The organism is Dyadobacter diqingensis (genome assembly GCF_024220585.1).
Lineage (GTDB): Bacteria > Bacteroidota > Bacteroidia > Cytophagales > Spirosomataceae > Dyadobacter > Dyadobacter diqingensis.
The window spans coordinates 23,296-50,290 of sequence record NZ_JAMXKF010000015.1; the positions used below are offsets into that span (position 1 = coordinate 23,296).

The window sequence follows — 26,995 nt, forward strand, 5'->3', positions numbered from 1 at the left end:
ATCTTTTACCAGGTCGGGAGGTTTCTGCTTTCATACTATTTACATTGTCCATGGACCACGCATAGGCTGGTCGATCAGACGGTTTGCACCTTCATCGTCGATAAATTCCTGCTTCACAGGATCGAATTTCAACGACCGGCCCAAACGTAGCGCGATCAGTCCCATGTTGACCAACGTACAGGAACGGTGTCCGTTTTCTTCATTCAATGCAAATTTCTGACGGCTTTTTACCGCTTCAACAAAATCGGTAACCTGTGGTTCAGGATCCGGGAAGGCAGCCAGTTTCTTTTCAAGATCCGGGATATCCGAACGGAAGTTTGGATATAGTTTGCCTTTTGGTCCTTCAATATAAGCGACGTTTTCGTCCTTTGCCTCGCCATCCAGTACGATCTGGCAACCATCTGCATAAGTATATGTAATGCGTCTCCACGTGCCAACGGCTTCCGTATGCTGCTGTGGGGCATCCACCTCCACACTTACCGGACTAGTGTCATCTTTGCCAAGGAAATACTGGATCGGGTCAATGTAATGTTGTCCCATATCACCCAGTCCGCCGCCATCATAATCCCAATAGCCACGGAAAGTCTGGTGTACGCGGTGTGCGCTGTATGGTTTGTAAGGTGCCGGCCCGAGCCACATATCGTAGTCAAGTTCGGCCGGAACAGGCTGAGGTTCATTAACCGTTTTTCCAACCCAGTAAAATTTCCAGTCAAAACCGGTATGTTTGCTCACCGTCACTTTCAACGGCCAGCCTAACAATCCGCTCTGAACCAATTTCTTGATTGGTTTCACGGTTGTTTTCATACCATAAAAATTATCTTCAAAACGGAACCAGGTATTCAGACGGAAAATTCTTCCGTGCTGCTGAACTGCTTCAACCAAACGTTTTCCTTCACCGATGGTCCGTGTCATTGGTTTTTCACACCAGACGTCTTTCCCAGCACGTGCAGCGTCGGCTGCGATGATCCCGTGCCAATGTGGAGGCGTAGCTACGTGAACGATATCAACTTCGGGTAATTGGATTAATTCGCGGTAGTCTGAAAAAGTTTTTACGCCTTTGTCAACCAGATCAACGGCCTTCTGAAGGTGGGTTTTATCAACATCGCAAAGTGCTACTACTTTGGTGCCGGCATAGGGAATGTGGCCGCGCCCCATGGAGCCTACGCCCACAATGGCTTTGGTAAGCTGGTCGCTGGGAGCAATAAAGCCTTTGCCTAATACATGGCGGGGTACGATGGAAAATGTGGCGAGCGTCGCCAGCGAACCTTTAATAAAGTTACGCCTGGACGAAGAAGTGCCTTTCTTTTCTTTCATTAGTTAAGGGATAATTTAGGAATTTGAAAAGTATAGGATTGTAAATAATATTATTAAATACGTGTGAAATTATGACATTATTTAGAATGTAGCAAAAGGAGTTCCGCGATTCGGGATAATATTTCAGTTTAACTTCTTATCCGACAATTGTCTTGGGAGGTTTCAGCGCTTTGTCAAAAACTACGGGCTGGATTTGCGCATATAACATAAAGTAAAAGCTGCAACCGGGTTCTCAGGGTTGCAGCTTTTAACTGATTGTTTCCTATCCTGTGGATTACAAAAAGGGGGCATTACTAATTTGATCCAAAAAAGTACGTAGGCTTGACGGATGGAAAATGAACATATATGCCACACCAAAAAGTGCGCCCCAAAGATGCACATCATGAGCGACATTGCTGGTGCTATGTTTGCTTTGATAATAGGAATATCCGAGATAACCCATAGCGAATAATATGAAGTAAACAGGTATGATGAACTTTATGTAAATCACAGACCAGGGAGAAAACAAAACCAGCGCAAACATTACCGCAGAAATGGCCCCACTTGCGCCAACTGCCGAATAATTTGGGTTGTCCTTGTTTTGCTGATAAGATGGTAAACTCGCAAATAGTATTGCTGTCAAGTAAAACACAATGTATTCGGCGGGTGACAATATTCCATTTTCAACTTCTCTCCCAAAGAAAAAGAGGGTCAGCATGTTGAAAATGAGGTGCCCCACGTCTCCATGGATAAATGCATGCGATATGAACCGATACATTTGAGTCTTGTCCTTTGCCATTTTTTCGGGAGCAAGGCATAACTTGTCGAAACTTTCTTTATTAGAAAAGCAGAATAAAGAAAGGATGACACTCAGGGCGATTATTCCAAATGTTATCAACTTTCAGATGTTTCAGTGTCAGTATTATCTGTATTTGTAACCGCTTCTTCTTCTGGTTTTTTCTTTCCGCTAAAGAGCGCAGCAATTTTGTTTTTAAGACCGCCAAATGCTAGTCCGATGGCCAGAAGAACAAGCTTTATATTTTTTAGTAAAAGTGCAAGCAGTCCCGCTTTCGCCAGCAATTTACCTGCTACGAGTCCGCCGATGGTATATGCAGCAACCTTATCCACTTCGGGATCGAAATCGGTATACTTACTTCCGTCCTTGAATTTTGCGATGTGAATAATATCCGGGATATGGCTTTTGATGTCGGCAATCTGATCAATTGTTCCCACGGCGTTTAAGCTTAATACACCTTTTCTACCCAGGATTCTCACGTCATAATTGAGGGTTGTATCTGCACTTTCACCAAATTTGATGGATTTGGCCCAATGTAGAATATTGTTTTTTTGATCATAATATGGCTTGGCTGCCCAACCCAGCATATGAATTGCCTCATAACCTTCTTTTGCCCTCTCTTTGTTTCCTTCCTCCTCTTCGCTTTGCAGACTTTCCATCATTTCATCATAATCGATATCTGCTGCGTCTTCGTCTTTCACAAATCCTGAATTGTCATAAGTTATAATAAATGCCCACTTATTCGGATCGGCGATTGAGTAATCATCTTTTACAATCATACCCAACAAGCCATCTTGTCTGGGATTTCCCCAAAAATCGAAAACGACAAATTCAGCATCTTTTTGAGGCATAAATTTATACCCAGACGGAACAGAAAGCTTAACGTCAGCATTAACTTCAACATTACCGGTTTGATATTTAATTTCTTTATCGCGGTCTAGAATTTTTTGAAGGGCTTTTTCTTGCGCAACTAAACTGGTGTCAGTGTTTTGTGAAAATGATGAATGGGTCAAAAACAACAAAATGAAGTACAGTAATAGCTTTCTCATAAGAGGTGAAAGGGAGTTGATAGATGAGGATTTTTATGGGTTTGCAGTAATATTAAGGAAAAAATTAAGTTTCAAAAAATCTATAACAGACACATTGGAGACGGGAATTATGGAAAATTAGCTGTTGTAATCTTGAACGTTTTACTATAAAAGTAGCTATTGGTTACAATTTGCTAGATCAAATAGCTGATTAATAGATTGTTATTGTGCTGAGTTTCAAAGACAATAAAACCTAGTAGCGTTAAACAGAAAAGCCGAAAATCTTGCAAATATTTTCGGCTTTCTGTTTTTGAAATTTGTTATTTTAATTCTTCAACTCAACCTTCAGATCATCAACAAAACTCTTCTGGGCCGACATCTTTTCTACATCTTCTGATTTCCTGGGTGCGAGGTGGGAGAGGTTTTCGTAACTGTCTTTTTTAATGAGCACGTCATCTTCGATACGAACAGCAATTCCCCACCATTTTTTGTCGCAATTGCTGTTTTCAGGAATGTATATCCCGGGTTCTACGGTGATAATCATGTTTTCTTTGAGCGTCGAATAAATGCCTTTGTCGTGCACGTCCAGACCAAGGAAATGGGAACAGCCGTGGGGATAATACAACCTGCTTTCTTTTTCGTCTTTCAAGATTCCAAGTTTCACTAGGCCTTTCGCTACAACGTCCCGCGCTGTTTTTTCAATTTCCTGAAAACTTGTTCCTTCCTTACAAATTTTAAAAACAGCTTCCTGCGCTTCGTAAACTATATCATAAATCTGTTTTTGCTCGGCAGTGAATTTGCCATTGGCCGGGAAAGTCCTCGTCACATCAGCAGAATAACCGTGATATTCGGCGCCGACATCCATCAGCACCATTTTATTTCCAACACTGGTTACGTTATTTTCAATATAATGCAGCACACATCCATTGGCCCCCGCCCCGACAATGGATGGATAACCGACATATTCGGCACCCAGTTTCTTATGGATAAACTCCTGAACGCCCTGCAATTCCAGTTCCGACATCCCCGGTTTTACAGCCTTCATGGCCTCGTTGTGCGCAAGTGCAGAAATATTGATAGACTTACGCATCAATCCAAGTTCTTCATTGGTTTTGATCTGTCTCAACTGTTTGGTATACAGACTGTAAAGCGCAGGGTCCCATTTGGTGTTATCCATTTCTTTGAGCCATGTTTTTGCTTCTGTGGAGTCTTTCAACTGGATCACCTTCTTGATGAACGGATTTCTTTTATACCTTTCACTGTCTTCTGCCAGATCCTTGTAATATTGTGTCAGCCGTGGAATGGAGCCCAGCAGCATCGGATATTGGGATATGGACATGATATCTGCCATCACTTCGTCGTCGAAATCATCCGGCATGGCTGATTTTTTTCTGAAACTGTTGATCAGATCGTGAACGTCATCGGACTGTGTGATTTTGTCCGAAACATCCTGAGGGAATTCAAAAATTACTTTGTCGAAACCAGACAGGTTGGGTGCATAACGATCGAAATCTTCGGCGTTGTAAACATGTGAGAATCCCATTGCTTTAACCCCTTCAATACCGAGTCTTTTGCCAGTCCATTGTTCACGCAGCGCATCTTTTTTCTGTACAAAAAACAGCTCGTTGAATGACCGGTTGGCAGAGTCTTTTTGCGCTTCTTTAAAAATAAGTAACACTGCATTTGGCTCGGTATAACCGCTGAAATAATACAGGTCGGGATTGGCGTGATACTTATAATCCACGTCATTGGAAAAATTCCTTGTTGGAAACGCAAAAACCGCCATCACAGAGTTAGAGGGCAGTAAAGCTCTCAACGCTTCCCGGCGTCCTTTATGGAAATCTTTGCTCAGATAATCCGTTGGTGTGGGTAGTTGTGCGAGGCAGTTTCCTATCAAAATCGTTACTGACGAAAGCGACAAAAGTCCTTTTACCGCATTTTTTCTGGCTAAAAAATTTTTCAAATTCTGGCTTGGTTACAGTTAATTGATTGATGTGTAAATTATTAAAGATGTTGTCGCCTTCTGCAAACGACTCTGTGTTGTGAGAAAGCACTACTTCGAAAATACTTAAATGTTCCCTTAGATCAAACGTTTCAATGTTTTGAGAGGAATGGTCAATTGTTATGGTGTGCTTATTATTAATAATTAGGTTCGTGTTTTCGATGAATTCGGGAGACAACAGTTATGCGGCACGTGTCCAAAGGGTATGAAAAAGCGGGACATCTAAAAGAATGTCCCGCTTAATCTGGTTGTAATTTTTGTTAATAAGTCAGCTTGAAAATTTTCCCCTGCGCCATGGATAACACAACGTAGGTTTTGTCGTCGGTACGTTCGATATCGGTTGCCATCATGATGCCGTCCAGTATCGTGGTTCCGTCTCCGTTGGAAATTTTACCGGAATTAGGCACGAAACCGGGTGTTGGCGTAAACGAAAATTGTGCGAATGATAATACCAACGGGTTGTTGGTCGGGGTTAGCACAATGTCAACGAGTGTTGTAAATCCGCTTTTATAAAGAGATACATTTCCGGTTTTATCAACCTGCTGAATGGTTGCCAGCCCCGGAAGGAAGGGGAATCCGCTGAGAGACGATACCAGAAACTTGGTCCCGTCATAAACAATGCCTGTTGGCACAAAGTCAATTTTTTGTCCCTGGTTATCGTATGGAGGAAATTCGGCAAAAATAGCCAGAGACTTGTCCGGCTTGCGTTTTACGATTGCGTTGGCAGCAGCATCTGTTATGTAAAGATCGCCGTTGGGTCCCCAGGTCAGGTTATAAATGTTGGATTCATGCTTGTGGACTTTAAAAGCTGATCCTAGCACAAACAAGTTAATTGTTTCATTAGGCAAAGACGAAGCATCGATCGCAGGCGTCACACCCGGTTTGAAGTTAGACACATCGGCAATAAATAATTTGCCCAATACGCCGTGCAGAATGTAAAGTTTTCCGTCTTTGTAGCTCAAATGGGTAAGGCCGCTCGGTGTTTGCTCGGGACTGATGTCGGATTTGAAACCTGTAATGGCAGGCCAGGTTTTTCCGTCAGGCGTAATGACCGAAACTCTTCCCGAATTTCCCTGCCCGGTTCCCTGTTCTGTCACCCACAGATAGTTGTTTGCTCCCTGGGTTATGCCCAGCGGCGCCAGAAGACCACTCGAAAATTCGTCGGATTTGAATTGTCTAGGATCTTCGATAATTGCGTGATCGGTGCAACCGGCGATAAAAAAGAGCAGCAAAAGAGTGAGTTTTAATAGAAATGAAGTTTTCATAATGGTAATATTTATATCGTTGATAAACAAAGTACTATACGATATTAATAAACAAATTCATTTCTTTTCGTAACTGCCTGATTTTGTTATTATTCGGTCATTAAGGAAGCTGATGCAGATAGGCATACACGGCTTTTAATTCATTGTCCGTATAGGTAAGTTCCTTCCAGGGCATCGCGTCACTCAGCTGCCGGCCCTCGGGCGTTTTGCCGGTTCGTAAGGTCTTGATAAAATCGGCTTCTGTCCATTTTCCAGGATTGGCCGTCGAGCTTATATTGGGAATCGGTGGTTCGTCCGGGTTATGGGCTGGTGCCCCTTTAAAATTGTCGCCGTGGCATCCCTTACAGGTTAAAGCCAGGTATTCGCCATATTTCGGGGTTGTATCGGCCGTCACAACATCGGGATAAACGGCGTTGTGATCAATTTTTTCAGCCGGGAAAAGCGGAAATTCGCCCAAAAATGTCAATATCCGGCCCAGTGGTTTCAGGGATTTTTGATGATTGGCTTTGTCAACCGGCGGACGGCTTTTTACAAAACTGATCAGACAGGCCATATCCTGGTTCGAAATCTGATAAATTTCATGGGAAGGCATAAACCACAGCGAACGGTTATCTTTTCCGAGACCGTGGCGGAGCGCGCGTATCCAGTCTTCGTCGGCGTATTGGATACCACCTTTGCCGGAAGTAATGTTGGCGCTATACAGGATGCCGATGGGTGATTGCTCGTCAGCGAAAGCACGTCCACCGGAAAGATCATGTCCGTGACATCCCTTGCAGCCGCGAATTTCGGCGATATGTTCTCCTTTAGAGCGGGAGAGGCTATCATCCGGGATGGTTATTTTTTGAAGTTTTGTTTCATACACTTTGTCGGCGCGGGCTTCTGTGCTGTAATAAACATAGAGATAAACAATCCCGAGCAGGACCAAAATACCACCCAATGTGATACCGGTCCATTTAAGTAGTTTTCTGATCATAGCTGTACACGTTAAATGTAAATCAATGGCGTGGCACCTTGCATGGTCTTCACAAAGTGTTTGCAGGTACCATAACGACTTAATGAGAAAATAACGTAGCAGAGTTAACTTACTTCTAAGTTAATATATGTCTGATAATCAGTCAACTGAATTTGATTAAGTGGTGACGGTTTTGAGTAAACGGTTGTGCCCTGTTTTTACTTATCAGATAACTCTGAAAAGTACAAACAGGGCACAGCTGGATTATTGAATAACCGTTAAAAAGTGATTTATAAAGGAATGTTACCGTGCTTTTTTCTTGGCAGCGTTGCTACTTTGTTTTCCAGCATCGCAAAGGCGCGGATCAGTTTTTCTCTGGTTTGTTCCGGATAAATAACTTCGTCGATATAACCCCGGTGCGCTGCGCGATAAGGGTTCGCGAATTTCCGGGTGTACTCTTCTATTTTCTCCTGTAATTTTTCCGCAGGATTTTCCGCTTCGGCAATTTCCCTCTTGAAGATAATTTCTGCCGCACCACTGGCGCCCATCACTGCGATTTCCGCTGTTGGCCAGGCAAAATTCATATCAGCGCCGATGTGTTTGGAATTCATCACATCATAGGCGCCGCCATAAGCCTTGCGGGTGATCACCGTGATGCGGGGAACCGTCGCTTCGCAAAACGCAAAAAGTAACTTAGCTCCGTTTGTGATGATGCCATTCCACTCCTGATCGGTTCCCGGAAGAAATCCCGGAACATCTTCCAGAACGAGAAGGGGGATATTGAAACAATCGCAAAACCGGACAAACCGCGCCGCTTTCTGACTTGCATTAATGTCAAGAACGCCGGCCAGTACAGCAGGCTGATTGGCTACGATGCCGATGCTTCTGCCGGCAATGCGTGCAAAACCGACGACTATATTTTCTCCGAAATTTTTATGTACTTCAAAGAAAGTTTCGGTATCTGCCAGGGCTTCAATAACCTCGCGGATATCATAGGGCTGGTTCGGATTGTCGGGAATGATCGTATTGAGCACCGGCCTGGACTCATTTTCGGCCTGATAGGGCAGGCGGGGCGCATCATCTTCACAGTTTTGCGGAAGATAACTCAGCAGTTTTTTGATGTATAACAGACACTCAACTTCATTGGCGGCCACAAAATGTGTCACACCGGATTTGGTGGCATGCGTCATGGCTCCCCCCAATTCCTCCGAAGTCACGTCTTCATGTGTAACCGTTTTGACCACGTTAGGCCCGGTCACAAACATATAACTGCTGTTTTCTACCATCAGAATAAAATCTGTAATGGCAGGCGAATATACCGCACCACCGGCGCAGGGGCCCATAATGGCTGAAATTTGCGGAATAACGCCGGAAGCCAGCGTGTTTTTGTAAAAGATATCGGCATAACCCGCCAGGGAAAGCACACCTTCCTGAATACGAGCGCCTCCAGAATCATTTAATCCGATCACAGGAGCCCCGTTTTTCATCGCCAGGTCCATGATCTTGCAGATTTTTTCGGCATGAGTTTCCGAAAGCGAACCGCCGAAAACCGTAAAATCCTGTGCAAAAACGTAAACCAGTCTTCCGTTGATGGTTCCATATCCTGTCACGACACCGTCGCCGAGATAATGTTCTTTGTCCAGCCCGAAATCACGGCTTCTGTGCATGACAAACTTGCCAATCTCTTCAAAAGAACCTTCGTCCAGTAAAATCAAAACTCGTTCGCGCGCCGTAAGTTTTCCTTTTGCATGTTGGGTTTTAATCCTTTTTTCACCGCCTCCAAGGTCAGCTTCTGCATTTTTTTTATCTAAAAGGTCTTTTTTCGAAGTCGCGGCAAATCTTGATTCCATGTAATACGGACGATATAGTTACATTTGTTTTTGAACAGATTCATAAATATAATGTCATTTTAACGGAATCGGGAAATTTTTGCATTTCTATGAGGCAGAATGGTACGCGCTTTACTTTTTTGATGATGATTTTTAGCCTTTTGCAGGTAAGAATTATCGCACAAACAACCGGCGGAAGAAGCGGACTTAATTTCCTGCAACTCCCTGCACAGGCAAAAAGTACAGCCCTGGGAGCAAATCATATGACGATTTCGGGCAGCGATCCTGCACTGTTTTTACAAAATCCTGCGCTCCTGGATTCTACGAAGGAAGATCAGGTCTCTTCGAATCTGATGCCTTATCTGGCCGATACCAAATTTTTAAATCTTGCCTATGCCAATGGCGTAAAACGCACGGGCGGAACCTGGGGTGTGGGATTGCAGTATCTAAATTATGGCAACATGACCGAAACCGATGACATAGGCAATGTGATCGGGGAATTCAGGGCGGCAGATTATGGCTTATCTGTGGGTTACGGCCAAACCATCGGTGCTTTTTCGCTTGGCGGCACTGTGAAAGTGGCGGGCTCATCCATTGAATCTTATCATGTATGGGGTTTGGCTGTCGACTGGGGAGGCGTTTTTAAACATCCAAAGGAAGATTTTACCATTGGTTTTGTCGTTAAGAATCTCGGGTTTTTAAAGCAGAATTTTGTCGGGGCTAATGAGCCGATTTTGCCGGTGGACCTTCGGGTTGGAACGACATTCAAGCCCAAATACATGCCCATCCGATTTTCGGCAACCATTCATCATCTGAACCGTTTTGATATGGTTTACAATGATCCGAACCTGTTTTTTACATACGATTTAAGCGGTACCCGAATTCCCCGGAAAGTAGGCATTGCCGAGAAACTGGGACGCCATGTTTCGCTGGGCGCCGAGCTGCTGATCCATAAACAGTTCCGGATACTGCTAGGTTATGACCACCTGCGCAGGCAGGAACTTCGGTTGAACGATGGCGGCGCACTCGCAGGATTTTCCTTTGGTGCCTGGCTCCGCGTCAAACGATTTGAGATCAGTTATGGCCGGGCACAATACACGCCCGGTTTTGGCAGCAGCTCTCTATCCCTTGTGATGAATCTAAAAAAGCCGGTTCAGCAATAAATCATTGTTTTTCATACCAGGTTTGTACAAGCCCGGACGCAAAGGATTGCGATTTAATAAACTTCAAAGACAATGGCGGTCTCCCGTCATTAAATAATCGGATACCTTCACCGAGAAATACCGGGATTACAGAAATACAAAACTGATCAATGAGGTTGTCCTTCATGAGCAGGTTGACAATTTCAGCACCTCCGTCGATAAAAATATTTTTGCCAGGCTGGTTTTTTAGCTTTGTCAACAGTTCGCTCAGGCTTCCGATATAAAACTGAATATTGCCAATGGGAGGTTTTGGCGTTCGGGTGATGATGTAACTTTCCTTGTCGGCATGAGGGAAATCGTAGCCCATATTGAGGACTTTGTCATACGTTTTCCTGCCCACGATGACGGTGTCAACGGTTTTTACAAATTCCGAATATCCATAATCCTCGCCTTCCTGTTCGACGGTGGAAAGAAAATCGAGGTTGTCATCCGGTGTGGCAATATAGCCGTCAATGCTCGCAGCGATGTATAAAATTACTTTCCGTTCCATATTGTTTATTAATGAACTGCAAAATAAAACGGTGCCGCTCGCAAAAGATAGGATGAAATTAACCTCGCTGCAAAATGGTATTGGCGAAATTTGGCACAACGAGGTTATCCGAAAGAGCCATCCTGTATTCTTTAACCGTCAGTCCGGAAAATTGCCGGAATATTTTTGCAAAATGAGACTGATCGTAAAAGCCGTTTATACATGCTTTTGAATCCTGATCGTGTACCAATGCCCGGATCGACTGATTGAAGAACAGGAGCTGAAGGTAGCGGTGCGGTGTGCACCCGTAAATATTCTTGAAAGTATTGATAAAGTGTTTTGCAGTGATACCGGCCTTTTTTGCTGCTGCTTTTAAACTTCCTTTTTGAATAAATTCGGCATGGGCGTTATCGATGAAATTGAGAATGGATGCGGGTATTTCTTTCTTAAAATGCCGGGGAGAAAAATATGTTTTTGCCAGCGATATTTTGTGATCGGGTAACTTTTCGTCGCCAATTTGCTCACATAAGTATGCAAAATCTTTTCCCAGCACATCAGTCAGATTTTCAGTTATACTGATATCGGCTACCGGGATTCCGTATCTTCTGTAAAAAGTCGCGGGTGCCAGCATAAGCCCGAGCGTGTGGTACGTACCTGAAACACTCGTGGATATCGGGCCGGGGCCCATACCGGATAAAAAAACAGCGTCTTTTACATGATGCTGATTGACAGAAAAATGATCGCCGAAATTGAAAATGATTTCATGTTTCAGATACGGCAAAGTGATAGAATTTATTTGCTGATGCTCAGCGTGTGTGTGCCAAATAAAATCGATTGCCCGGCTTTCGACAGGTTCCGAGGGTGTATGGATTCTTGTCTGCATAAACAAAGATACTTTACTTTAATAATTTGTTAATCAGCTTTTAATCTCATTTTAATTTTAATAATCTGGTAACAATGGCTTCATATTCAACACATGGCAAAAAGGTTTCTTTGTAGAAATTATTCAAACACCATGACCATGTTGAGCAAAAAACTTTTACTATCATCTTCTTCTCTTTTGAGTCTGCTTTTGCTGGCAGGCTGTGAGGACCATCGTATGTCTGATAGTCCTGACATTACAGTAACAAACCGTTCGGTGACGCCTGTTCTGGCAAAATTGCTGCCGGGTGCTACAAACGGCCGCATCGGTGCGAGCAGCGTTAAAATGTACTCGTTGCTAAGCAGTGATGATGTGTTGGAACAATCGCCAAGTTTCGTTTTCGGTGGTTCTGCCGATGGAGCCGGTCTTTTCCAGAATCCTGACGGAAATTACACGATTCTTGTGAACAATGAAGATAACTTCGCGGTTTCCCGCATCACATTGGACAAAACTTTCAAGCCGGTAAAGGGAGAATACGTATTGAATTCAGATGGTGGAACCTGGCGTTTGTGTTCGGCAACGCTTGCTACGCCGCTGGAACATGGTTTTGGGCCGGTTTTCCTTACTTCGGGTGAAAGCGGACAAGAGTCACGTACGCATGCATTGAAAGTTGATGCCAATGTAAGCCAGGCCAATATCTCCCGTGAGATGGCAGGACTTGGTCGCTGGAGTGCAGAGAATGCGCTTCCTCTGCCAAAAACAGCGTTTCCTGGAAAGACGATTATCATGATCGGAGATGATGATTCGGATGTAAACGGCGGTCAGCTGGCCATGTATGTTTCGAACACGGTTGGTGATCTTGACAATGGCTCATTGTACATGCTGAAACGCGCTGACAACAATCAGAAGGAAATGGATATGAAAGTGGGTTCAATTTATGATATTGAATTTGCCAAAATCGAGAACCATAAAACATTGACGGGAGCGCAGATCAACGCAAAAGTAAATGACTTAAAAGGTATGAAATTTGGTCGCGTTGAAGACGTTGATTACCGTAAAGGTGGTGGTGCGAACGGTCGCGAGGTGATTTTCGCCGTAACTGGCCAGGATAACTCCGGCGCTAATGCAGATTATTCGCGTTCAAAATATGGCCGCGTTTATCGTTTGGTAATGGACGAAAAAGATCCGACAAAAGGTAAACTTGAAGTTTTGCTGGATGGTGATGATCGTACGGGTATCGCTAAAACATTCCAGGATCCTGATAACGTTTGTGTTACAACAAATTATGTGTACATCATGGAAGATCCGAATGGATATGGTGATGAGAAACACGATGGTTATGTTTATCAGTTTAACCTGAATACAAGACAGTTAACGCCGGTTATTGAAATCGATCACCGCAGAACAGAAGCTGATGCAGCAAAATACAACGTTGGCGGTACTTCAAAGCTGGGTTCATGGGAAAGCAGTGGTATGATCGACGTGTCTGATGTAACAGGCCGTCCGAATACATTCATGCTGGGCATACAGGCACATACGTGGAGAGGCGCCAAATATAAGGGTGTTGACGGCGGTTCGGTTCGTAAGTCGGAAGACCAGGCCAGTCAGCTGATCCTGATCGAAGGGTTACCTCGTTAATTTAACTCTTTACAAAACGCCTGATGGGAGCAAAATTCCTGTCAGGCGTTTTTTGCATGAATTTATAATCCGCTTTTCTGCGTCCATACTGTTATGTTTTTTGAGCAAAAATCAAGTGCCATTATCCGCCCGTCCGGACGGAAAAATATGTTGTGGTTAACCTTGTCTTCCCTGGTTCTGATGACGAGTGGTTTATTCTGGTCCTGTTCAAAACCGGATACGCTGCCTGTTCAAGTTGTGAAGCAAACGTTTATGAAGGACATTGACGGGTTGGATAGTGCCGTGAGCCAGTTGCAGCGCGACTTAAAGGCAAACAAATCTGCGTCGGCCATTCAATCGTCATTTCGTGAAGCCCGACTGGCTTATAAGCGTGTTGAATTTATTTCCGCCTATTACAGCCCGGAAACCACCAAGGCGCTTAATGGTCCCAACATTCCCGAAGTTGATGATGATCTCCGGGTTAATCCGCCGCAGGGATTTCAGGTTTTGGAAGAGCTGGTTTTTCCGGAAATTGATTCGGCAGGGCATGCGGAAGCGATAGAGCTGGCAGCGGTGATCCGATCGAATGTCAATCGCCTTCGGAAAATATCAGCAGGTAATGAACTTACGGATAGTCACGTTTTTGACGCGATGCGTCTGGAAATTTTTCGCATTGTATCGCAGGGGATTACCGGCTTTGATTCGCCGGTTGCGTTTCATTCCTTGCCGGAAGCGGCCGGTTCTCTGGAAAGTGTAAGGGACCAACTGGCGCATTACGATTTGCAGGAGCGTGATGATAACCTCGCGCAGAAACTCACGCAGGCGTTTGATCTGGCCATTAACAAGCTGAAACAGGCGGACGATTTTAACGGATTTGACCGTCTGGAATTTATTCGTCAGCATGCCAATACCATAAGCGGTTTGTTGCTTGATGCCCAAAAATCACTAAAAATCCCGGTTTTTACTGAAAATCGATTGCTGTCACCATCCGCCAGGACGTTAACTGATTCAGGTGTTTTCAATCCTGACTATTTTGTAAATCTTGACGAGCAGCATTCCACTGCCGATCGTATTGCATTGGGGAAAATGTTGTTTTTTAATCCGGTTTTGTCTGGCAATGGTGATAGAACCTGTGCCACCTGTCACCAGCCTGATAAGGCATTTACGGATGGGGAAACGAAGAGTTTTGCTGTCGGTTTTGATGGTAAAAGGATCAACCGGAATGCGCCTACACTTTTGAATGCAGCTTTTCAGGCGGTTCAATTTGCTGATTCCCGCGTTGCTTTTCTGGAAGATCAGGCCAGTGACGTTATCCAAAATCAGCAGGAGATGCACGGCTCGCTACCCGAGGCGGTGAAAGCATTAAAAGAACTTCCTGAATATCAGAAATTGTTTGCCGGCTCGTACAAAGATGGTATCACGGAACATACGCTTAAAAATGCCATAGCCAGTTATATCCGTTCTCTGAATACCTTCGATTCCAGACTGGACGGATATTTTCGTGGTGATGATCGGACGCTGACGATTGAGGAGAAATTTGGATTTAATGTATTCATGGGGAAAGGGAAATGTGCTACCTGCCACTTTTTTCCACTGTTCAATGGCACTGTTCCGCCGGCTTATCAGGAAACCGAAAGCGAAGTACTGGGCACACCTGCAACGGTTGAAGGCAAGGAAGTTGATTCCGATGTTGGCAAGTTTATCCTTACCAAACGCGAGCCGCATCGTTATGCTTTCAAAACGCCAACCGTAAGACATATTTCCCAGACAGCACCTTACATGCACAACGGTGTTTTTAAAACNGGCAAGGAAGTTGATTCCGATGTTGGCAAGTTTATCCTTACCAAACGCGAGCCGCATCGTTATGCTTTCAAAACGCCAACCGTAAGACATATTTCCCAGACAGCACCTTACATGCACAACGGTGTTTTTAAAACTTTGGAAGAGGTTGTCGATTTTTATAACAAGGGTGGAGGCAATGGTCTTGGTTTTAATCTGGAAAACCAGACATTACCATTTGATAAACTGGATCTGACAGATCGGGAGAAAAAGGCTTTGGTGGCTTTTATGAAGGTTATGTAATTACTTGTATACGAGTTTGTGTGTAAATAGAACCCGGGGATCGGCAATGTCCCAGTTCCTGGTTTCCTGTTTGACAATATCAGAATACTTTCGTCGGATATCCCGGAGTGCATTGCCAACAGATTTTCTGACGTATTCGCTTTCATGAGCGCTATGCTGACTGATCAGGCTTACGGCAACCGCGGGATTTTCTTTGAAGTAAGGACGGCTTGTCCAAATTCGCAACCCTTCGATAACGGCTCTTACGACATTGGGATTGCTGTCTGAAAGCCAGTTGGCAATTGCTGGTAATGCTTCTTCGTAACCCATTGTTTTGGCATACCGATCAAATGCCTTCGCAAGCATCTCCTGAACCCGCCAGTTATCATCTCGTGAAACGGTTGTTTTCAACACATCAAACGCAGAAGGATTACGGGCAGCCATGTCACCCAGTAAATACGTTCCCAACATTCTGCCCTGGTACGTTTCGTGCTTGATAAGCTGTTGGGCTACATCGAAATGATTGAGACTATTGTCCCCAAGCATATCATCCCCGGCAGCGATGATATGCTTGAAGCCGTGTTCGGTTTGGGTTAGGTGGGAGAGGATTTGTTGCATATTGAATATGATAACAATTTTATCAAGTAATGTTTTTAATCTTTTCTGCTACCTGGTAACAATGAACCGATCCTTTTCCCATAGAAATCACATCTTTTTCTAATTTAAAAAGCAGATCTGCAATTTGTTGTAACGGTGCATCTGCAATTTTTAGTCGTAAAATCTGAGGTACATAACTTTGATATTCATCCCGGGGAGCAAAGCCATTGATACCTAGTGGATCCCAGTCAAACCACAGGATGTCATCAATTTTTTTGTACAATAAAAAGTCTTTTGCCGAACCAGGATATTTTCTCATCTTTTTGTTTCGGTTAAAGATTAAAACCGTTGATTTTACTTCTTCTTCCAATACATCGTCTTCAAAACCGGCAGCCAATTTCAGTGCAATTGAGGGAATATACCATCCGCTGTCCATATCAAAAGGAGCGGGGTCTCCCGAGGCATTATATGTTACTTTCGCTACCTGTTCAGCCAGCCTCAGATAACAATTTGAAACATAATTCGGATTGGCGAGGTTAAATTTGCGTATTCTGTTGAACTGAGCGTGCGCTTCTTTCCATCTTGTTTGATTATCAATTATCTGATGCAATGCCTTAATTGAGGATGGAACAGAATTTACATGATGATCAAAACGGGACAGGACAAGCCCACTCCATCCTGGCTGGATATCGACAGGGATATTTTCAAAGATATTTTTACCTATTGTTAGGTTCGTTTTAATATCGTGAGACTCCACAAATTAAATTTTACACCGGCCGCACCCGATAAGTTTTCATCGCACTGCCGATCTGGCTTTCTTCCGTGGTTGTTTCCGGGAACAGGAAATAGCTTGGTGCGCTGATGTGCTCTGCCTTTTCCACGTTAATACGAATTACTGCTTTGACGGGGAATTTGTCACTAAAACGGTCGGTAATGGGTTTCAGGAAAACGTCAAAATCCGGATCACTTTTGAAAGACAGCGATGCAGTTCCCTTTATTTTGAAACCTTTCTGAATAAAAATATCTACGAAACTGACACAAACCAACGGGTTTTCCAGAATATTGGCAATGCTGTTGGGGGAAGCTAGATGGGCAATCAGAAATGTGTTATCTCCCAGGTATGTGAACATTTCTTTCGGAGAGACATTGGGCATGTTGTCATGGCCGGAAGTTGCGAGCCAGCATAACACACTTTTGTCGATGTATTGTTTGATTTCCGGGGTAAGCATGTCGAAAACGAAAATATAGTATCAAATGCAATGGCTCATCAGAGCTTGATCGAAAGTTGTAATTGTCCATCCAGACCGAGTTCAACTATTCTCTGTAAAGTGGAGAAACGGACTTCCTTGACATTGTTTTCGATCTTTGAAATATACGATTTGGTTGTACCCACTTTTGCGGCTAGCTGGTCCTGGGTCAGGCCTTTTTGTAACCGGGCTTCGTGAATTAACGCACCGATTTTGAAACTTTCGTACCCGGCTTCAAGGTCATCCCGTTTGGATGTGCCTGACTTCCCGTAGTGCTCGTCTTTAAACTGGCTCAGCGATATCGTGTTATTTTTCGTTTTCATACTCATATTTTACCCTAAGTGCCTTTTCAATTTCTTTGGCCGGTGTTTTTTGCGTTTTCTTTTGAAATCCGTTCATTAAAACAACCAGATTTCCCTCGTCGAAAAAGCAAAATATCCTGAATATATCGCTGCCCTGCTGCACTCTGATTTCAAATAACCCGGTTGTACTCTCAATATGTTTGAGATATGTTTCAGGAATGGATTGAACTTCTTCGATTAACGTTAAGGTCCAGACAATTTTGTTCTGTACTTTATCCCGTTGCTTTGCAAAGAATTTTCTGAAATAATCTTTATAGAAAATTACCGTTCGATATTTAGGTTGTTCTTTCACCAGCAAAGATAAGGAAAGTTGTCCGAAAGTGAAACAGTGGGTAATCGATGATTGATTAATTACCCGCTGTTTATCAGACGTTTATTGGCTGATTAGGTAACGTAAAACGACGGAAGCTAAAAAGGTCTACTTATTCTCCAAAACCTCTCCTTTTTCCAGTTTCAAAAACCGGGTTACACATGAGGGAATTTCGTTCAGGTAGTGTGATACGTATATCAATGTTCTTTCAGGTGTTTTGCAAACTGAGTCGACAACGGATTTAAAATATTCGATGGATACGGTATCCAATCCCTGGCAAGGTTCATCCAGAATCAACAGCGGCGGATTTTTCACCAAAGCTCTTGCCAGCAAAACCAACCTTTGTTCTCCTTTGGATAACTGCGAAAAGTCTTTTTCGATTAGAGGATGCACATGTAATAATTCCGCCACTTCATGCACACGCTCAACCTGGACATCGGTTAGTTTTTTGAAAAATATTCCGGTAGCATCAAAAAAGCCGGATGCGATGGTTTTAAAAACCGTAGTGTTTTTCGGGAAATACAAATGCAGCTCCGGTGAAACGTGTCCGATTTTTTGCTTGATATCCCAGATGGAAGCGCCCAGACCACCTCGTTTCTTATCAAATAGGTCGTAATCATTGGCAAAACGCTGCGGATTATCGGCCGTAATGATGCTCAGCAAAGTAGATTTACCGGATCCGTTTGCTCCTGATAAGGCCCACTTCTCTCCTTTTTTGATCGTCCAGTTAATGCCTTTTAAAATCTCGTCCTCGTTGTATTTTACTTTGATATTCCGGAGGTCAATCGCCGTTTCAAAATCAATAAAATTGGGTTCCCCGAAATGTTCCAATTTTTGCGGATCTGGCTGGGGAAAAGCTTCCGGGCTCTGGTGGTTTGTTGTTTTAAAGTCTGTGACCGGAGAAAGCCTTTCGATGCTGCCGTGATTCATTTCCAACACGTGGGTAATACAACTCGGAATTTCTGTTGCGATCGTTCCGATGATTATGGTCACACCGGATAAGGCAAGCTCACTTAATGCATTTCTCAAAACCTCCCGTGAATGCACGTCGAGTCCGCTGAAAGGATTGTCCAGTAAAAGTATTTTTGGATGTTTTAGAAGCGATTTGGCCAGCAGCATCCTGCGGGTTTCTCCATTAGACAGGGTTACAAAAGGGTGATCCAGTAAATGGGTGATGGATAACAGCGCACTGACTTTTTCCAATTGCGTATGATCCACCTTTGAAGGTTCCAGATGCACAGAATTTTCATTGACTGTTCCCACCGGTTTTAACTGGTCGGTTAAAATGGCACGCACAGTCGGAGCACGTTCGGCTTCATAGGCATGAAAACGCTGCTGATAATATTCTGCACCGGCGCTTACGATGCGGTTGAAGGAATAATCATTGGGTACAAATTCAATGGCTTCGCGAACCGGTCCTGTAAATCCATAGTGCAGTTTGCCCTTCCAGACCGGCCATTTTCCTGCAACAATGTCGAGCAACGTTGTTTTTCCCGATCCATTCGGACCGATAACAGCCCAGTGTTGTCCCGTATTTATTTCCCAGTTTATTCCGCTTAAAACGGTTGTATCGTATTTTCTGACAAAAACATTTTCAAGTGTTATCTGATTCATACTCATTTACTCAATCGGTGTTACTAAAATCGGTGGTATAAGCTGCCGGTTACATTCATTTAACAAAGATTGTGAACTTTGGCGGGAATCGAAAGACTGGCATAAGATAAAAAAATACGTCTGCTATCCGGTTTAACGCGAATAACAGACGTATAAGTAACACTTATTCTTTATAAAATATTATTGATGAAGTTCGAGATTAAATTCTTTCATCATATGTCTGATAAAAGATGGAAGATCGTCGGTTTTTCTGCTTGTTATCAAACCATTATCAGTGACCACGTCCTGGTCAATCCAGATAGCCCCTGCATTTTCAAGATCAAGTTTTATTGCTGCGTTCGACGTTAACGTTCTGCCAAGTACTACATCTGCATCGATTAAGATTTGCGGACCGTGGCAGATTGCCGCTACGGGTTTATGATTTTTAAAAAATGAACGGACAAATTGAACCACCTTGGGATTTGTTCTCAAGGTATCAAGGTTCATCACACCGCCAGGCAAAACCAAAGCGTCATAATAATCAGCTCTTGCATTTTCTATGGGCACATCCACTTTATGTGTGACGCCCCAATCAACATGGTTCCAACCTTTAACACTGTCTTTGTTGGGAGAAATTATATGGGTTGTCGCACCATTCTGATTTAAAGTTTCACGCGGGCAAGTCATTTCAACCTGCTCAAATCCATCTGCTACTAAAATAGCCACTCTCATTGCATTTGATGTCGAGTCCATGTTGTGGATAGTTTTTGAATTATTACCGGATATTCTTTAATAAAATATATAAATACAAATAATATGCCAGTGCGAAAGGCTCCCCAAAAAGACTTAATTGAAATTGGAACGTGGTGAACGAACCACAGTGTGGTGCAGAATTTCTCTGTTGTTAAATTACAAATTTTTCATGGTAAAACAAAGCGGACAGCCATAAATTTTGGCTGTCCGCGGCAAAAAATATTATTCAGAAATTTAAATCTCTACGCTCCCGACGTTTTCAAAAATTAGCTCGCCATTGGCATTTAATTCCATCATAATCACCGAGTCTTTTGCGACCTGACCGCTTAAAATGCCTTTTGAAAGTTCATTCAAAATTTTGCGTTGCAACACACGTTTTAGCGGACGTGCACCGAATGCGGGATCAAAACCATCTTCGCCAAGTTTCGTCAGTGCTTCGTCGGTTGCATCCAGGGTTACGCCCTGTTCCTGCAACATTTTCTGAATTCCTTTGAACTGGATATCCACAATTTTGCGGATATTTTTCATCGAAAGCGGTTCAAACAATACGATCTCGTCAATCCGGTTCAGGAACTCAGGACGCACCGATGCTTTCAAAAGATCCAAAACGGCCTGTTTCGCTTCTTCCACTACCAGTGTATGATTCCATCCTTCATCCTCGGCAAATTTTTCCTGAATGATATGACTTCCGATATTCGAGGTCATGATGATAATCGTGTTCTTGAAATTGGCCACACGCCCTTTGTTATCAGTCAAACGACCTTCGTCTAAAACCTGCAAAAGTATATTCCAGACATCCGGATGCGCCTTTTCTATCTCGTCCAGAAGGATCACGCTGTAAGGCTTGCGACGAACGGCCTCAGTCAGCTGACCGCCTTCATCATAACCCACATAACCCGGAGGCGCTCCAACCAGACGGCTTACTGCATGGCGTTCCTGATACTCACTCATATCGATCCGCACCATCGCATTTTCGTCGTTGAACAGGTATTCCGCAAGGGTTTTTCCAAGCTCTGTTTTACCAACACCGGTCGGACCCAGGAAAAGGAAACTGCCCAGCGGACGTTTGGAATCCTGCAAACCGGCTCTGCTGCGACGAACCGCATCCGAAACAAGCGTAATCGCTTCTTCCTGACCGGCAACGCGCTGATGCAGGTGATCTTCCAGGTGCAAGAGTTTTTCCTTGTCACTTTGCAGCATTTTGCTCACCGGAATACCGGTCCATTTTGCCACAACTTCCGCAATTTCTTCCGGCGTAACTTCCTCCTGCATCAGACTTTCTTCATTTTCAGAAGCCTGCAATTCTTCCAGTCGTTTGTTTACTTCGGGGATACGTCCGTACCGGATCTCGGCTACTTTGCCAAAATCCCCGGCGCGCTCAGCCTGTTCAGCTTCGAGGCGCAACTGTTCGGTTTGTTCTTTCAGCGAACGCACTTCGTTTACCTTACCTTTTTCATTTTCCCAAAGCGCTTTCAGACTGTTTCTTCTTTCGCTTAGGTCAGCAATTTCTTTATTTAAAATCGACTCTTTTTCCTTGTTGTTTTCTCTGCGAATTGCTTCGCGCTCAATTTCAAGCTGCATGATCTTACGGTTCAGCTCGTCCAGCTCTTCCGGAACGCTATCCATTTCCAGACGAAGTTTAGAAGCCGCTTCGTCCATTAAGTCAATCGCTTTGTCGGGCAGGAAACGGTCGCTGATGTAACGTGTCGAAAGTTCAACCGCTGCAATCACAGCGTCATCCTGGATCCTCACACCATGGTGCAATTCATATTTTTCTTTGATACCGCGCAAAATACTGATGGCGTCGGGGATCGTCGGTTCGTCGACCATAACAGCCTGGAAACGACGTTCCAAAGCTTTATCCTTCTCCATGTACTTCTGATATTCTTTCAGCGTGGTCGCACCAATCGCGTGCAATTCGCCACGGGCCAATGCCGGTTTTAGCAAATTGGCTGCATCCATGGCTCCTTCGCCACCGCCACCAGCTCCGATAAGCGTGTGAATTTCATCAATGAACAACACAATCTCACCTTCCGAATCTGTCACTTCCTTGATAACGGCTTTCAAACGTTCCTCAAATTCACCTTTATATTTGGCACCAGCGATCAGCAAACCCATATCCAGGGAAGCGATAATTTTTGATTTAAGGTTTTCCGGAACATCACCCTGAACAATTCTTTGAGCAAGTCCTTCGACAATCGCCGTTTTACCAACACCCGGTTCACCCAAGAGAATCGGGTTATTTTTGGTCCTGCGGCTTAATATCTGCAAAACACGCCTGATTTCTTCATCCCGGCCGATAACGGGATCTATCTTTCCGGCCTTTGCCAGTTCATTTAAATTTTTGCTGTACCGTTCCAGAGAACGATATTTTGCTTCTGCGTTTTGATCTTTCACGGGGTTATTTTTTCCTCTAAGTTCTTTAATGGCGTTAATAAGCTCTTTTTCTTTAAACCCGACTTCCTTCATCATGGCGGCTGTGGAATCTTTTCCACTTACAATCCCCAATAAAAGAAGCTCAATACTGATGAATTCGTCGCCGAATTCTTTCAGATATTGCTGTGCTTTGGCCGTGGCAGCAGCCAGGTCGTTTCCAAGAAAAGACTGGCTTGAACCTGTCACCTTCGGATAACTGTCCAGTATTTTTTGCAAACGGTTATTTAAAATATCTGCACTTATGTTTAAATAATTAAGAATAAACTGCGACGTATTTGGATCTTCTTCCAAAATGGATTTAACAACGTGCCCCGTTTCAATAGCCTGCTGCTGGTTTCCCTGCGCCATTTGGGCGGCGTGTTGTATAATTTCCTGCGCCTTGATGGTATATTGGTTAAAGTTCATGGCGGTATTTAGTTGAAATTTGGTAACATGTATTCTTTCTCAAACAGTATGCCGGGTAGAAAAACCGGAAATTATGTCGCTGTTTGATAAGTTTTTTGGTGAGTATACGTCAAATAGTCAGTTTGGGAGATGATTTTAGTGAAACGCTCACCAGAAATGGCTGAAACTGTTTCCACTTCCGCCGTCTATTTAATTAGCCCTAAATGTTATAAATTTAACAAAATATTGGAGCCTGAAATTGCGGGAAAAGTTAATTTTTAAGATAAATTTTAATGAAAATCGGTCTTTTGGAATGCGACCATGTTCGCGAAGAATTACTGCATATTGCGGGAGATTACCGGCAAATGTTCCCTGCCTTGTTTGCCCCGATAGCCCCACACTGGAAGTTTGAATTTTTTGATGTTTGCAATAACCATTTTCCCGAATCCGCTGACGCCTGTGATGTTTACCTATGCACCGGTTCGAAATTCTCTGTTTATGACGATGAAGCATGGATTACACGGCTGAAAACCTTTATTCAGGATTTGCACAAAACTGGAAAAACTTTCGTAGGCGTTTGTTTCGGGCATCAGATGCTGGGCGAAGCTTTGGGTGGAAAAGTGCAAAAATCTGAGGTTGGCTGGTGTGTTGGCGTTCACCCTTTCGAAACCCTTGTACAGGCAAGCTGGATGCGTCCTGCTATGGCGTCGTTCAATCTTTTGATGATGTGCCAGGACCAGGTTTTGACCTTACCGGCCGAAAGTACTTTATTGGCGCAGACACCGGATTGTCCGCACGCGATGTTTCAGATTGGCAAAAATATGCTTGGTATTCAGGCGCACCCGGAATTTCCTAAAAGTTATGATAAGGCACTGATGGAACTGCGTGTGGACAGGATCGGAGAGCGAAAAGTCGAAATGGGTATCATGAGTCTGGAACTGCCGACGGCAGAAAAAGCCGTGGCCCAATGGATCGTCAATTTTGCAGAAGCGAATAAATAATTGTGAAACATGCTATAATTTTTTGTTGTCACATAAGATTATAGGATTTTTACAAAAGAATAGACAAACAGTAACAAGTTATAGTACAATCCGAGATTTAGAACCCAACATTCACATGATAGATACGAACGAAATCACACACCGGCAGATATTAACTTCGTTACAAACGCAGCAGAAAATCCGCAGGATTGCCTTTGAGATATACGAACAGAATTTTGAAGAAAGCAGTATCATTCTGGCCGGGATCGCCGGTGAGGGGTATGAGTTTGCTAAAAAACTGAATCAGGAGCTGCGGTCGATATCGCCGCTTGAAGTAAAACTGATCGAACTGAAATTTGATAAGTCCCTGAACCAGCAAAGTGAAATCCATTTTGACGACCAGTCCGTTCCGGTGGAAAACCAGGTTGTCGTGGTTGTGGATGATGTGCTGAACACGGGCCGTACCCTGGCATTTGCGCTGGAACCGTTTCTGAAAGTTCAGATGAAAAAGGTGCAGGTGGCTGTAATTGTAGACCGTGAACACCATAAGTTTCCAATTTCAGCGGATTATGTGGGATATTCTTTGAGCACGACGATCAGCGAAAGAGTAGAGGTGATACTGAGCCGTCCGTCGGAAGAGGGGGTTTATTTAAAGTAATAAAACCATTGAAGCGCGTTATAAACGCGAAACCATTTCCCCCCGATTGCAAATCGGGGGGAGACTCAAATAAGATTATTCCGTTGCCTGTAGCTCAACAATTACGCTTGTTCTTCTCGCATTTACAGCCGGATTGAAACCGACCGTCATCAAATACTCTCCCGAATAAACCTGATCTTCTTTTATAGCTGTCTTCGTTTCGGGGTATAAATTCAATTCTTTAACCTTGTATTTTTTTGTGGCATCCAGACCTTGTAACCTGAAGGGTGTGTCTGAGCCCGCTCCGTAACGGTTGTTCACCAGATACGAAAAAAGTACTGCACGGTTTTTGTTTTTTGTTGCGAACATCAGCGCTGCGTATTCATTTTTCTTCGGGTCAACCAGGCGGAACAAGTCGCCTTGCCAAACCACATCTTTGATTGTGTTGTAAGTCGAGACTGCCTGCTGACTGAATTTGAGGTCTTTTTCATTCAAATGGCTTACCACAATATCATAACCCAGTTTTCCCATCATGGCAACATCCGTACGGAATTTCAGCGGTTGTTTTCCCCAGTCCGTTACGTGCGCGCTCTGCGTGATGGCGGGGAAGAAGTAGGAATATTCCCATTGCATGAAAATTCTTTCCAAAGGATCCGTATTGTCGCTCGGCCAGAATTCTGTGAAATATTTTAACGCTTCATAGTCTACCCGGCCGCCGCCGCCCGAACAAAGCATCATCGGGATTTTGGGATATTTAGCCCGCATTTTATCAAGGACTTTATACAATCCTTTCACATAATCAACATATAGCTGCGACTGCTTTTGTTTACTTTTTTCAAGATAAGGCGAATAAGCATTGAAGGTAATGGCGTTACAATCCCACTTGATGTAGGCGATATCCGGGTTTTCGGTAAATAATTTATCCAGAATACCATATACAAAATCCTGCACTTCGGGGTTGGACAAATCGAGCGGAAGCTGGTTTCTCATGTAATGTTCCGGGCGCTGAGGCTGTTTAATAACCCAGTCCGGATGTTTTTCATACAATTCACTTTTGGGATTCACCATTTCCGGCTCCACCCATATCCCGAATTTTATCCCGGTTTTTTGGGCTTCCTTTACCAGATAACCGATGCCGTGCGGTAACTTTTTAACGTTTTCCTGCCAGTCGCCGAGCCCTACCTTATCGTTGTTTCTTGGATATTTGTTGGCAAACCAGCCATCATCCAGCAAAAACAGATCGACACCCAGTTTTTTACCGTCTTTAAAAAGCTCCGATAATTTCTCTTCGTTGAAGTCAAAATAGGTGGCTTCCCAGTTATTTAAAAGGGTAAGCCGGGATCCTTCACCATCCAGAATCCTGTATTTTCGCGCCCAGTTATGTAAATTTCTGCTGGCTTCGCCCTTCCCGTTTTCAGAGAAAGTATAAATGAATGAAGGTGTTTTAAACTCCTGTTTGGAAGCCAGCGGATATTCTGACGCGTAGGGATTGATTCCCGCAATCAGGCGCAGGTTATGGTGAGAATCTACTTCAAATTCCATTTTGAAATTTCCCGACCAGGCCAGTGTGCCCAGCAAAACTTTGCCTTCCGTTTCTGTGGCAGGTTTATCAAAAGACAATGAAAAACTTGGTGGCTGGAAAAGATTGGAACGTGTTCCCAGTTTGGAATCCAATACCCTGATGCCTGCCGTCAGCAGTTCTTCTTCCGGTCCCATTTCTTTTGCCCAACTTCCGTTGTAATGTGTCAGATAATAGTCTTTTGCGTTAAAATAAAGGTTTGCAGAAGCATATTTCTGCAAGGTTACCGGATTTTTTTCCTCACTTTTAATCACACTCCATTGCTCAACCACGTTTTCTGCGGCGTAGATTTTATAGTATAATGTTACCTCCACCGGGTAAACGGGATCTTTCAGGACAATGCTGGTAATGCTCACATTGTTATCCTGTTTAGTCGTTTTATGACTTACATAAACCAGATCCAGTGACTTATTCCCATCTCCGTGCGTAAGCTGAAGGGCTGGTTCTGAAACACTCCAGGTTCCGGAAGGGGTGTAGGCCGAATTGTATATTCCCGCATTACTGTCGCGCTGGCGGCTTTGTAGGGGGATGCTTTTATATTCTGCGGTATTACTTAGTTTTTTACCGAAATAGGTAATGCCAAGATGGTTTTCGCTATCTGTTTGCAGTACCAGCGCATTTTGACTGGTTTCTATCGGGATAATAGCAGGCTGATTTTGGGCAAAGGCCCCTGTTCCCATGGAGACAAAAAGCAGGGCGCGGACAATTTTTTTATGCACAACGGTTAAGATTAATAAAGAA

Annotated in this window: 23 protein-coding genes; 5 read left to right on the top strand and 18 right to left on the bottom strand. The window is 43.8% G+C overall.

Going from position 1 to position 26,995, the window contains the following annotated elements; genetic code table 11:
- Window positions 1–39: 39 nt before the first annotated feature.
- From M1L62_RS27995 to M1L62_RS28025, 7 genes are all read right to left on the bottom strand, one after another.
- Window positions 40–1,314 (bottom strand): Gfo/Idh/MocA family oxidoreductase, encoded by a 1,275-nt coding sequence (locus tag M1L62_RS27995; protein ID WP_254562947.1) that lies wholly within the window; start codon window positions 1,312–1,314, stop codon window positions 40–42.
- Window positions 1,315–1,588: 274 nt separating this feature from the next.
- The gene (locus tag M1L62_RS28000; RefSeq protein ID WP_254562948.1) at window positions 1,589–2,092 is read right to left on the bottom strand and encodes a rhomboid family intramembrane serine protease; all 504 of its coding nucleotides are present in this window, start codon (window positions 2,090–2,092) and stop codon (window positions 1,589–1,591) included.
- A gap of 95 nt (window positions 2,093–2,187) precedes the next feature.
- On the bottom strand, window positions 2,188–3,138 hold the full coding sequence (locus M1L62_RS28005; RefSeq protein WP_254562949.1) for a DUF2167 domain-containing protein: 951 nt from the start codon (window positions 3,136–3,138) through the stop codon (window positions 2,188–2,190).
- Between the two features lie 304 nt (window positions 3,139–3,442).
- On the bottom strand, window positions 3,443–5,080 hold the full coding sequence (locus M1L62_RS28010; protein ID WP_254562950.1) for an aminopeptidase P family protein: 1,638 nt from the start codon (window positions 5,078–5,080) through the stop codon (window positions 3,443–3,445).
- Window positions 5,081–5,379: 299 nt separating this feature from the next.
- On the bottom strand, window positions 5,380–6,384 hold the full coding sequence (locus M1L62_RS28015) for a ScyD/ScyE family protein (RefSeq protein WP_254562951.1): 1,005 nt from the start codon (window positions 6,382–6,384) through the stop codon (window positions 5,380–5,382).
- 100 nt (window positions 6,385–6,484) lie between these two features.
- Window positions 6,485–7,357 carry a cytochrome c gene (locus M1L62_RS28020; protein WP_254562952.1) on the bottom strand — a complete coding sequence of 291 codons (873 nt, stop codon included), beginning with the start codon at window positions 7,355–7,357 and terminating at the stop codon, window positions 6,485–6,487.
- Window positions 7,358–7,626: 269 nt separating this feature from the next.
- Window positions 7,627–9,186 (bottom strand): acyl-CoA carboxylase subunit beta, encoded by a 1,560-nt coding sequence (locus M1L62_RS28025; protein ID WP_254562953.1) that lies wholly within the window; start codon window positions 9,184–9,186, stop codon window positions 7,627–7,629.
- Window positions 9,187–9,308: 122 nt separating this feature from the next.
- On the opposite strand from M1L62_RS28025, the gene porQ reads away from it, so the two are divergent.
- Window positions 9,309–10,328, top strand: coding sequence for a type IX secretion system protein PorQ (gene porQ / locus M1L62_RS28030; RefSeq protein ID WP_254562954.1), 1,020 nt, complete (start codon window positions 9,309–9,311; stop codon window positions 10,326–10,328).
- A gap of 1 nt (window position 10,329) precedes the next feature.
- On the opposite strand, the gene M1L62_RS28035 is transcribed toward porQ, so the two are convergent.
- Together M1L62_RS28035 and M1L62_RS28040 are read right to left on the bottom strand one after the other, a co-directional pair.
- A complete protein-coding gene (locus tag M1L62_RS28035) occupies window positions 10,330–10,857 on the bottom strand; it encodes a dihydrofolate reductase family protein (RefSeq protein WP_254562955.1) in 528 nt (175 codons plus the stop codon).
- Window positions 10,858–10,915: 58 nt separating this feature from the next.
- Complete coding sequence (locus M1L62_RS28040) at window positions 10,916–11,719, bottom strand: AraC family transcriptional regulator (protein ID WP_254562956.1); 804 nt, start codon at window positions 11,717–11,719, stop codon at window positions 10,916–10,918.
- Window positions 11,720–11,857: 138 nt separating this feature from the next.
- Here M1L62_RS28040 and M1L62_RS28045 point away from each other — a divergent pair, with 138 nt between their 5' ends.
- A complete protein-coding gene (locus M1L62_RS28045) occupies window positions 11,858–13,336 on the top strand; it encodes a hypothetical protein (protein WP_254562957.1) in 1,479 nt (492 codons plus the stop codon).
- Window positions 13,337–13,429: 93 nt separating this feature from the next.
- A complete protein-coding gene (locus M1L62_RS28050; protein WP_254562958.1) occupies window positions 13,430–15,397 on the top strand; it encodes a cytochrome c peroxidase in 1,968 nt (655 codons plus the stop codon).
- On the opposite strand, the gene M1L62_RS28055 is transcribed toward M1L62_RS28050, so the two are convergent.
- From M1L62_RS28055 to clpB, 8 genes are all read right to left on the bottom strand, one after another.
- A complete protein-coding gene (locus M1L62_RS28055; protein ID WP_254562959.1) occupies window positions 15,398–15,994 on the bottom strand; it encodes a HEAT repeat domain-containing protein in 597 nt (198 codons plus the stop codon). It abuts the gene before it with no gap.
- Between the two features lie 22 nt (window positions 15,995–16,016).
- A complete protein-coding gene (locus tag M1L62_RS28060) occupies window positions 16,017–16,730 on the bottom strand; it encodes a hypothetical protein (RefSeq protein ID WP_254562960.1) in 714 nt (237 codons plus the stop codon).
- Window positions 16,731–16,740: 10 nt separating this feature from the next.
- The gene (locus tag M1L62_RS28065) at window positions 16,741–17,202 is read right to left on the bottom strand and encodes a pyridoxamine 5'-phosphate oxidase family protein (protein ID WP_254562961.1); all 462 of its coding nucleotides are present in this window, start codon (window positions 17,200–17,202) and stop codon (window positions 16,741–16,743) included.
- Window positions 17,203–17,240: 38 nt separating this feature from the next.
- Complete coding sequence (locus tag M1L62_RS28070; protein ID WP_254562962.1) at window positions 17,241–17,543, bottom strand: helix-turn-helix domain-containing protein; 303 nt, start codon at window positions 17,541–17,543, stop codon at window positions 17,241–17,243.
- Entirely contained in the window at window positions 17,527–17,874 is a 348-nt protein-coding gene (locus M1L62_RS28075; RefSeq protein ID WP_254562963.1) for a type II toxin-antitoxin system RelE/ParE family toxin, read from the bottom strand. Before M1L62_RS28075 ends, M1L62_RS28070 begins: the two co-directional genes overlap by 17 nt.
- Window positions 17,875–18,000: 126 nt before the next feature.
- On the bottom strand, window positions 18,001–19,506 hold the full coding sequence (locus tag M1L62_RS28080; RefSeq protein WP_254562964.1) for an ATP-binding cassette domain-containing protein: 1,506 nt from the start codon (window positions 19,504–19,506) through the stop codon (window positions 18,001–18,003).
- A gap of 180 nt (window positions 19,507–19,686) precedes the next feature.
- Window positions 19,687–20,238 carry a type 1 glutamine amidotransferase domain-containing protein gene (locus M1L62_RS28085; RefSeq protein WP_254562965.1) on the bottom strand — a complete coding sequence of 184 codons (552 nt, stop codon included), beginning with the start codon at window positions 20,236–20,238 and terminating at the stop codon, window positions 19,687–19,689.
- Window positions 20,239–20,472: 234 nt separating this feature from the next.
- A complete protein-coding gene (gene clpB, locus M1L62_RS28090; protein ID WP_254562966.1) occupies window positions 20,473–23,079 on the bottom strand; it encodes an ATP-dependent chaperone ClpB in 2,607 nt (868 codons plus the stop codon).
- 272 nt (window positions 23,080–23,351) lie between these two features.
- On the opposite strand from clpB, the gene M1L62_RS28095 reads away from it, so the two are divergent.
- Together M1L62_RS28095 and M1L62_RS28100 are read left to right on the top strand one after the other, a co-directional pair.
- The gene (locus M1L62_RS28095) at window positions 23,352–24,059 is read left to right on the top strand and encodes a glutamine amidotransferase-related protein (protein ID WP_254562967.1); all 708 of its coding nucleotides are present in this window, start codon (window positions 23,352–23,354) and stop codon (window positions 24,057–24,059) included.
- Window positions 24,060–24,174: 115 nt separating this feature from the next.
- Window positions 24,175–24,696, top strand: coding sequence for a phosphoribosyltransferase family protein (locus M1L62_RS28100; protein WP_254562968.1), 522 nt, complete (start codon window positions 24,175–24,177; stop codon window positions 24,694–24,696).
- A gap of 75 nt (window positions 24,697–24,771) precedes the next feature.
- Here the strand turns inward: M1L62_RS28100 and M1L62_RS28105 are convergent, their stop codons facing one another.
- Complete coding sequence (locus M1L62_RS28105; RefSeq protein WP_374760329.1) at window positions 24,772–26,973, bottom strand: alpha-galactosidase; 2,202 nt, start codon at window positions 26,971–26,973, stop codon at window positions 24,772–24,774.
- Window positions 26,974–26,995 lie beyond the last annotated feature (22 nt).

What these genes read in the sequence shown, in the direction of transcription:
- M1L62_RS27995 (WP_254562947.1), bottom strand. Translation starts at nt 1,314, where the DNA reads ATGAAAGAAAAGAAAGGCACTTCTTCGTCCAGGCGTAACTTTATTAAA.
- M1L62_RS28000 (WP_254562948.1), bottom strand. Translation starts at nt 2,092, where the DNA reads ATGGCAAAGGACAAGACTCAAATGTATCGGTTCATATCGCATGCATTT.
- M1L62_RS28005 (WP_254562949.1), bottom strand. Translation starts at nt 3,138, where the DNA reads ATGAGAAAGCTATTACTGTACTTCATTTTGTTGTTTTTGACCCATTCA.
- M1L62_RS28015 (WP_254562951.1), bottom strand. Translation starts at nt 6,384, where the DNA reads ATGAAAACTTCATTTCTATTAAAACTCACTCTTTTGCTGCTCTTTTTT.
- M1L62_RS28020 (WP_254562952.1), bottom strand. Translation starts at nt 7,357, where the DNA reads ATGATCAGAAAACTACTTAAATGGACCGGTATCACATTGGGTGGTATT.
- M1L62_RS28025 (WP_254562953.1), bottom strand. Translation starts at nt 9,186, where the DNA reads ATGGAATCAAGATTTGCCGCGACTTCGAAAAAAGACCTTTTAGATAAA.
- porQ (WP_254562954.1), top strand. Translation starts at nt 9,309, where the DNA reads ATGATGATTTTTAGCCTTTTGCAGGTAAGAATTATCGCACAAACAACC.
- M1L62_RS28035 (WP_254562955.1), bottom strand. Translation starts at nt 10,857, where the DNA reads ATGGAACGGAAAGTAATTTTATACATCGCTGCGAGCATTGACGGCTAT.
- M1L62_RS28040 (WP_254562956.1), bottom strand. Translation starts at nt 11,719, where the DNA reads ATGCAGACAAGAATCCATACACCCTCGGAACCTGTCGAAAGCCGGGCA.
- M1L62_RS28045 (WP_254562957.1), top strand. Translation starts at nt 11,858, where the DNA reads ATGTTGAGCAAAAAACTTTTACTATCATCTTCTTCTCTTTTGAGTCTG.
- M1L62_RS28055 (WP_254562959.1), bottom strand. Translation starts at nt 15,994, where the DNA reads ATGCAACAAATCCTCTCCCACCTAACCCAAACCGAACACGGCTTCAAG.
- M1L62_RS28065 (WP_254562961.1), bottom strand. Translation starts at nt 17,202, where the DNA reads ATGCTTACCCCGGAAATCAAACAATACATCGACAAAAGTGTGTTATGC.
- M1L62_RS28070 (WP_254562962.1), bottom strand. Translation starts at nt 17,543, where the DNA reads ATGAAAACGAAAAATAACACGATATCGCTGAGCCAGTTTAAAGACGAG.
- M1L62_RS28080 (WP_254562964.1), bottom strand. Translation starts at nt 19,506, where the DNA reads ATGAATCAGATAACACTTGAAAATGTTTTTGTCAGAAAATACGATACA.
- M1L62_RS28085 (WP_254562965.1), bottom strand. Translation starts at nt 20,238, where the DNA reads ATGGACTCGACATCAAATGCAATGAGAGTGGCTATTTTAGTAGCAGAT.
- clpB (WP_254562966.1), bottom strand. Translation starts at nt 23,079, where the DNA reads ATGAACTTTAACCAATATACCATCAAGGCGCAGGAAATTATACAACAC.
- M1L62_RS28095 (WP_254562967.1), top strand. Translation starts at nt 23,352, where the DNA reads ATGAAAATCGGTCTTTTGGAATGCGACCATGTTCGCGAAGAATTACTG.
- M1L62_RS28100 (WP_254562968.1), top strand. Translation starts at nt 24,175, where the DNA reads ATGATAGATACGAACGAAATCACACACCGGCAGATATTAACTTCGTTA.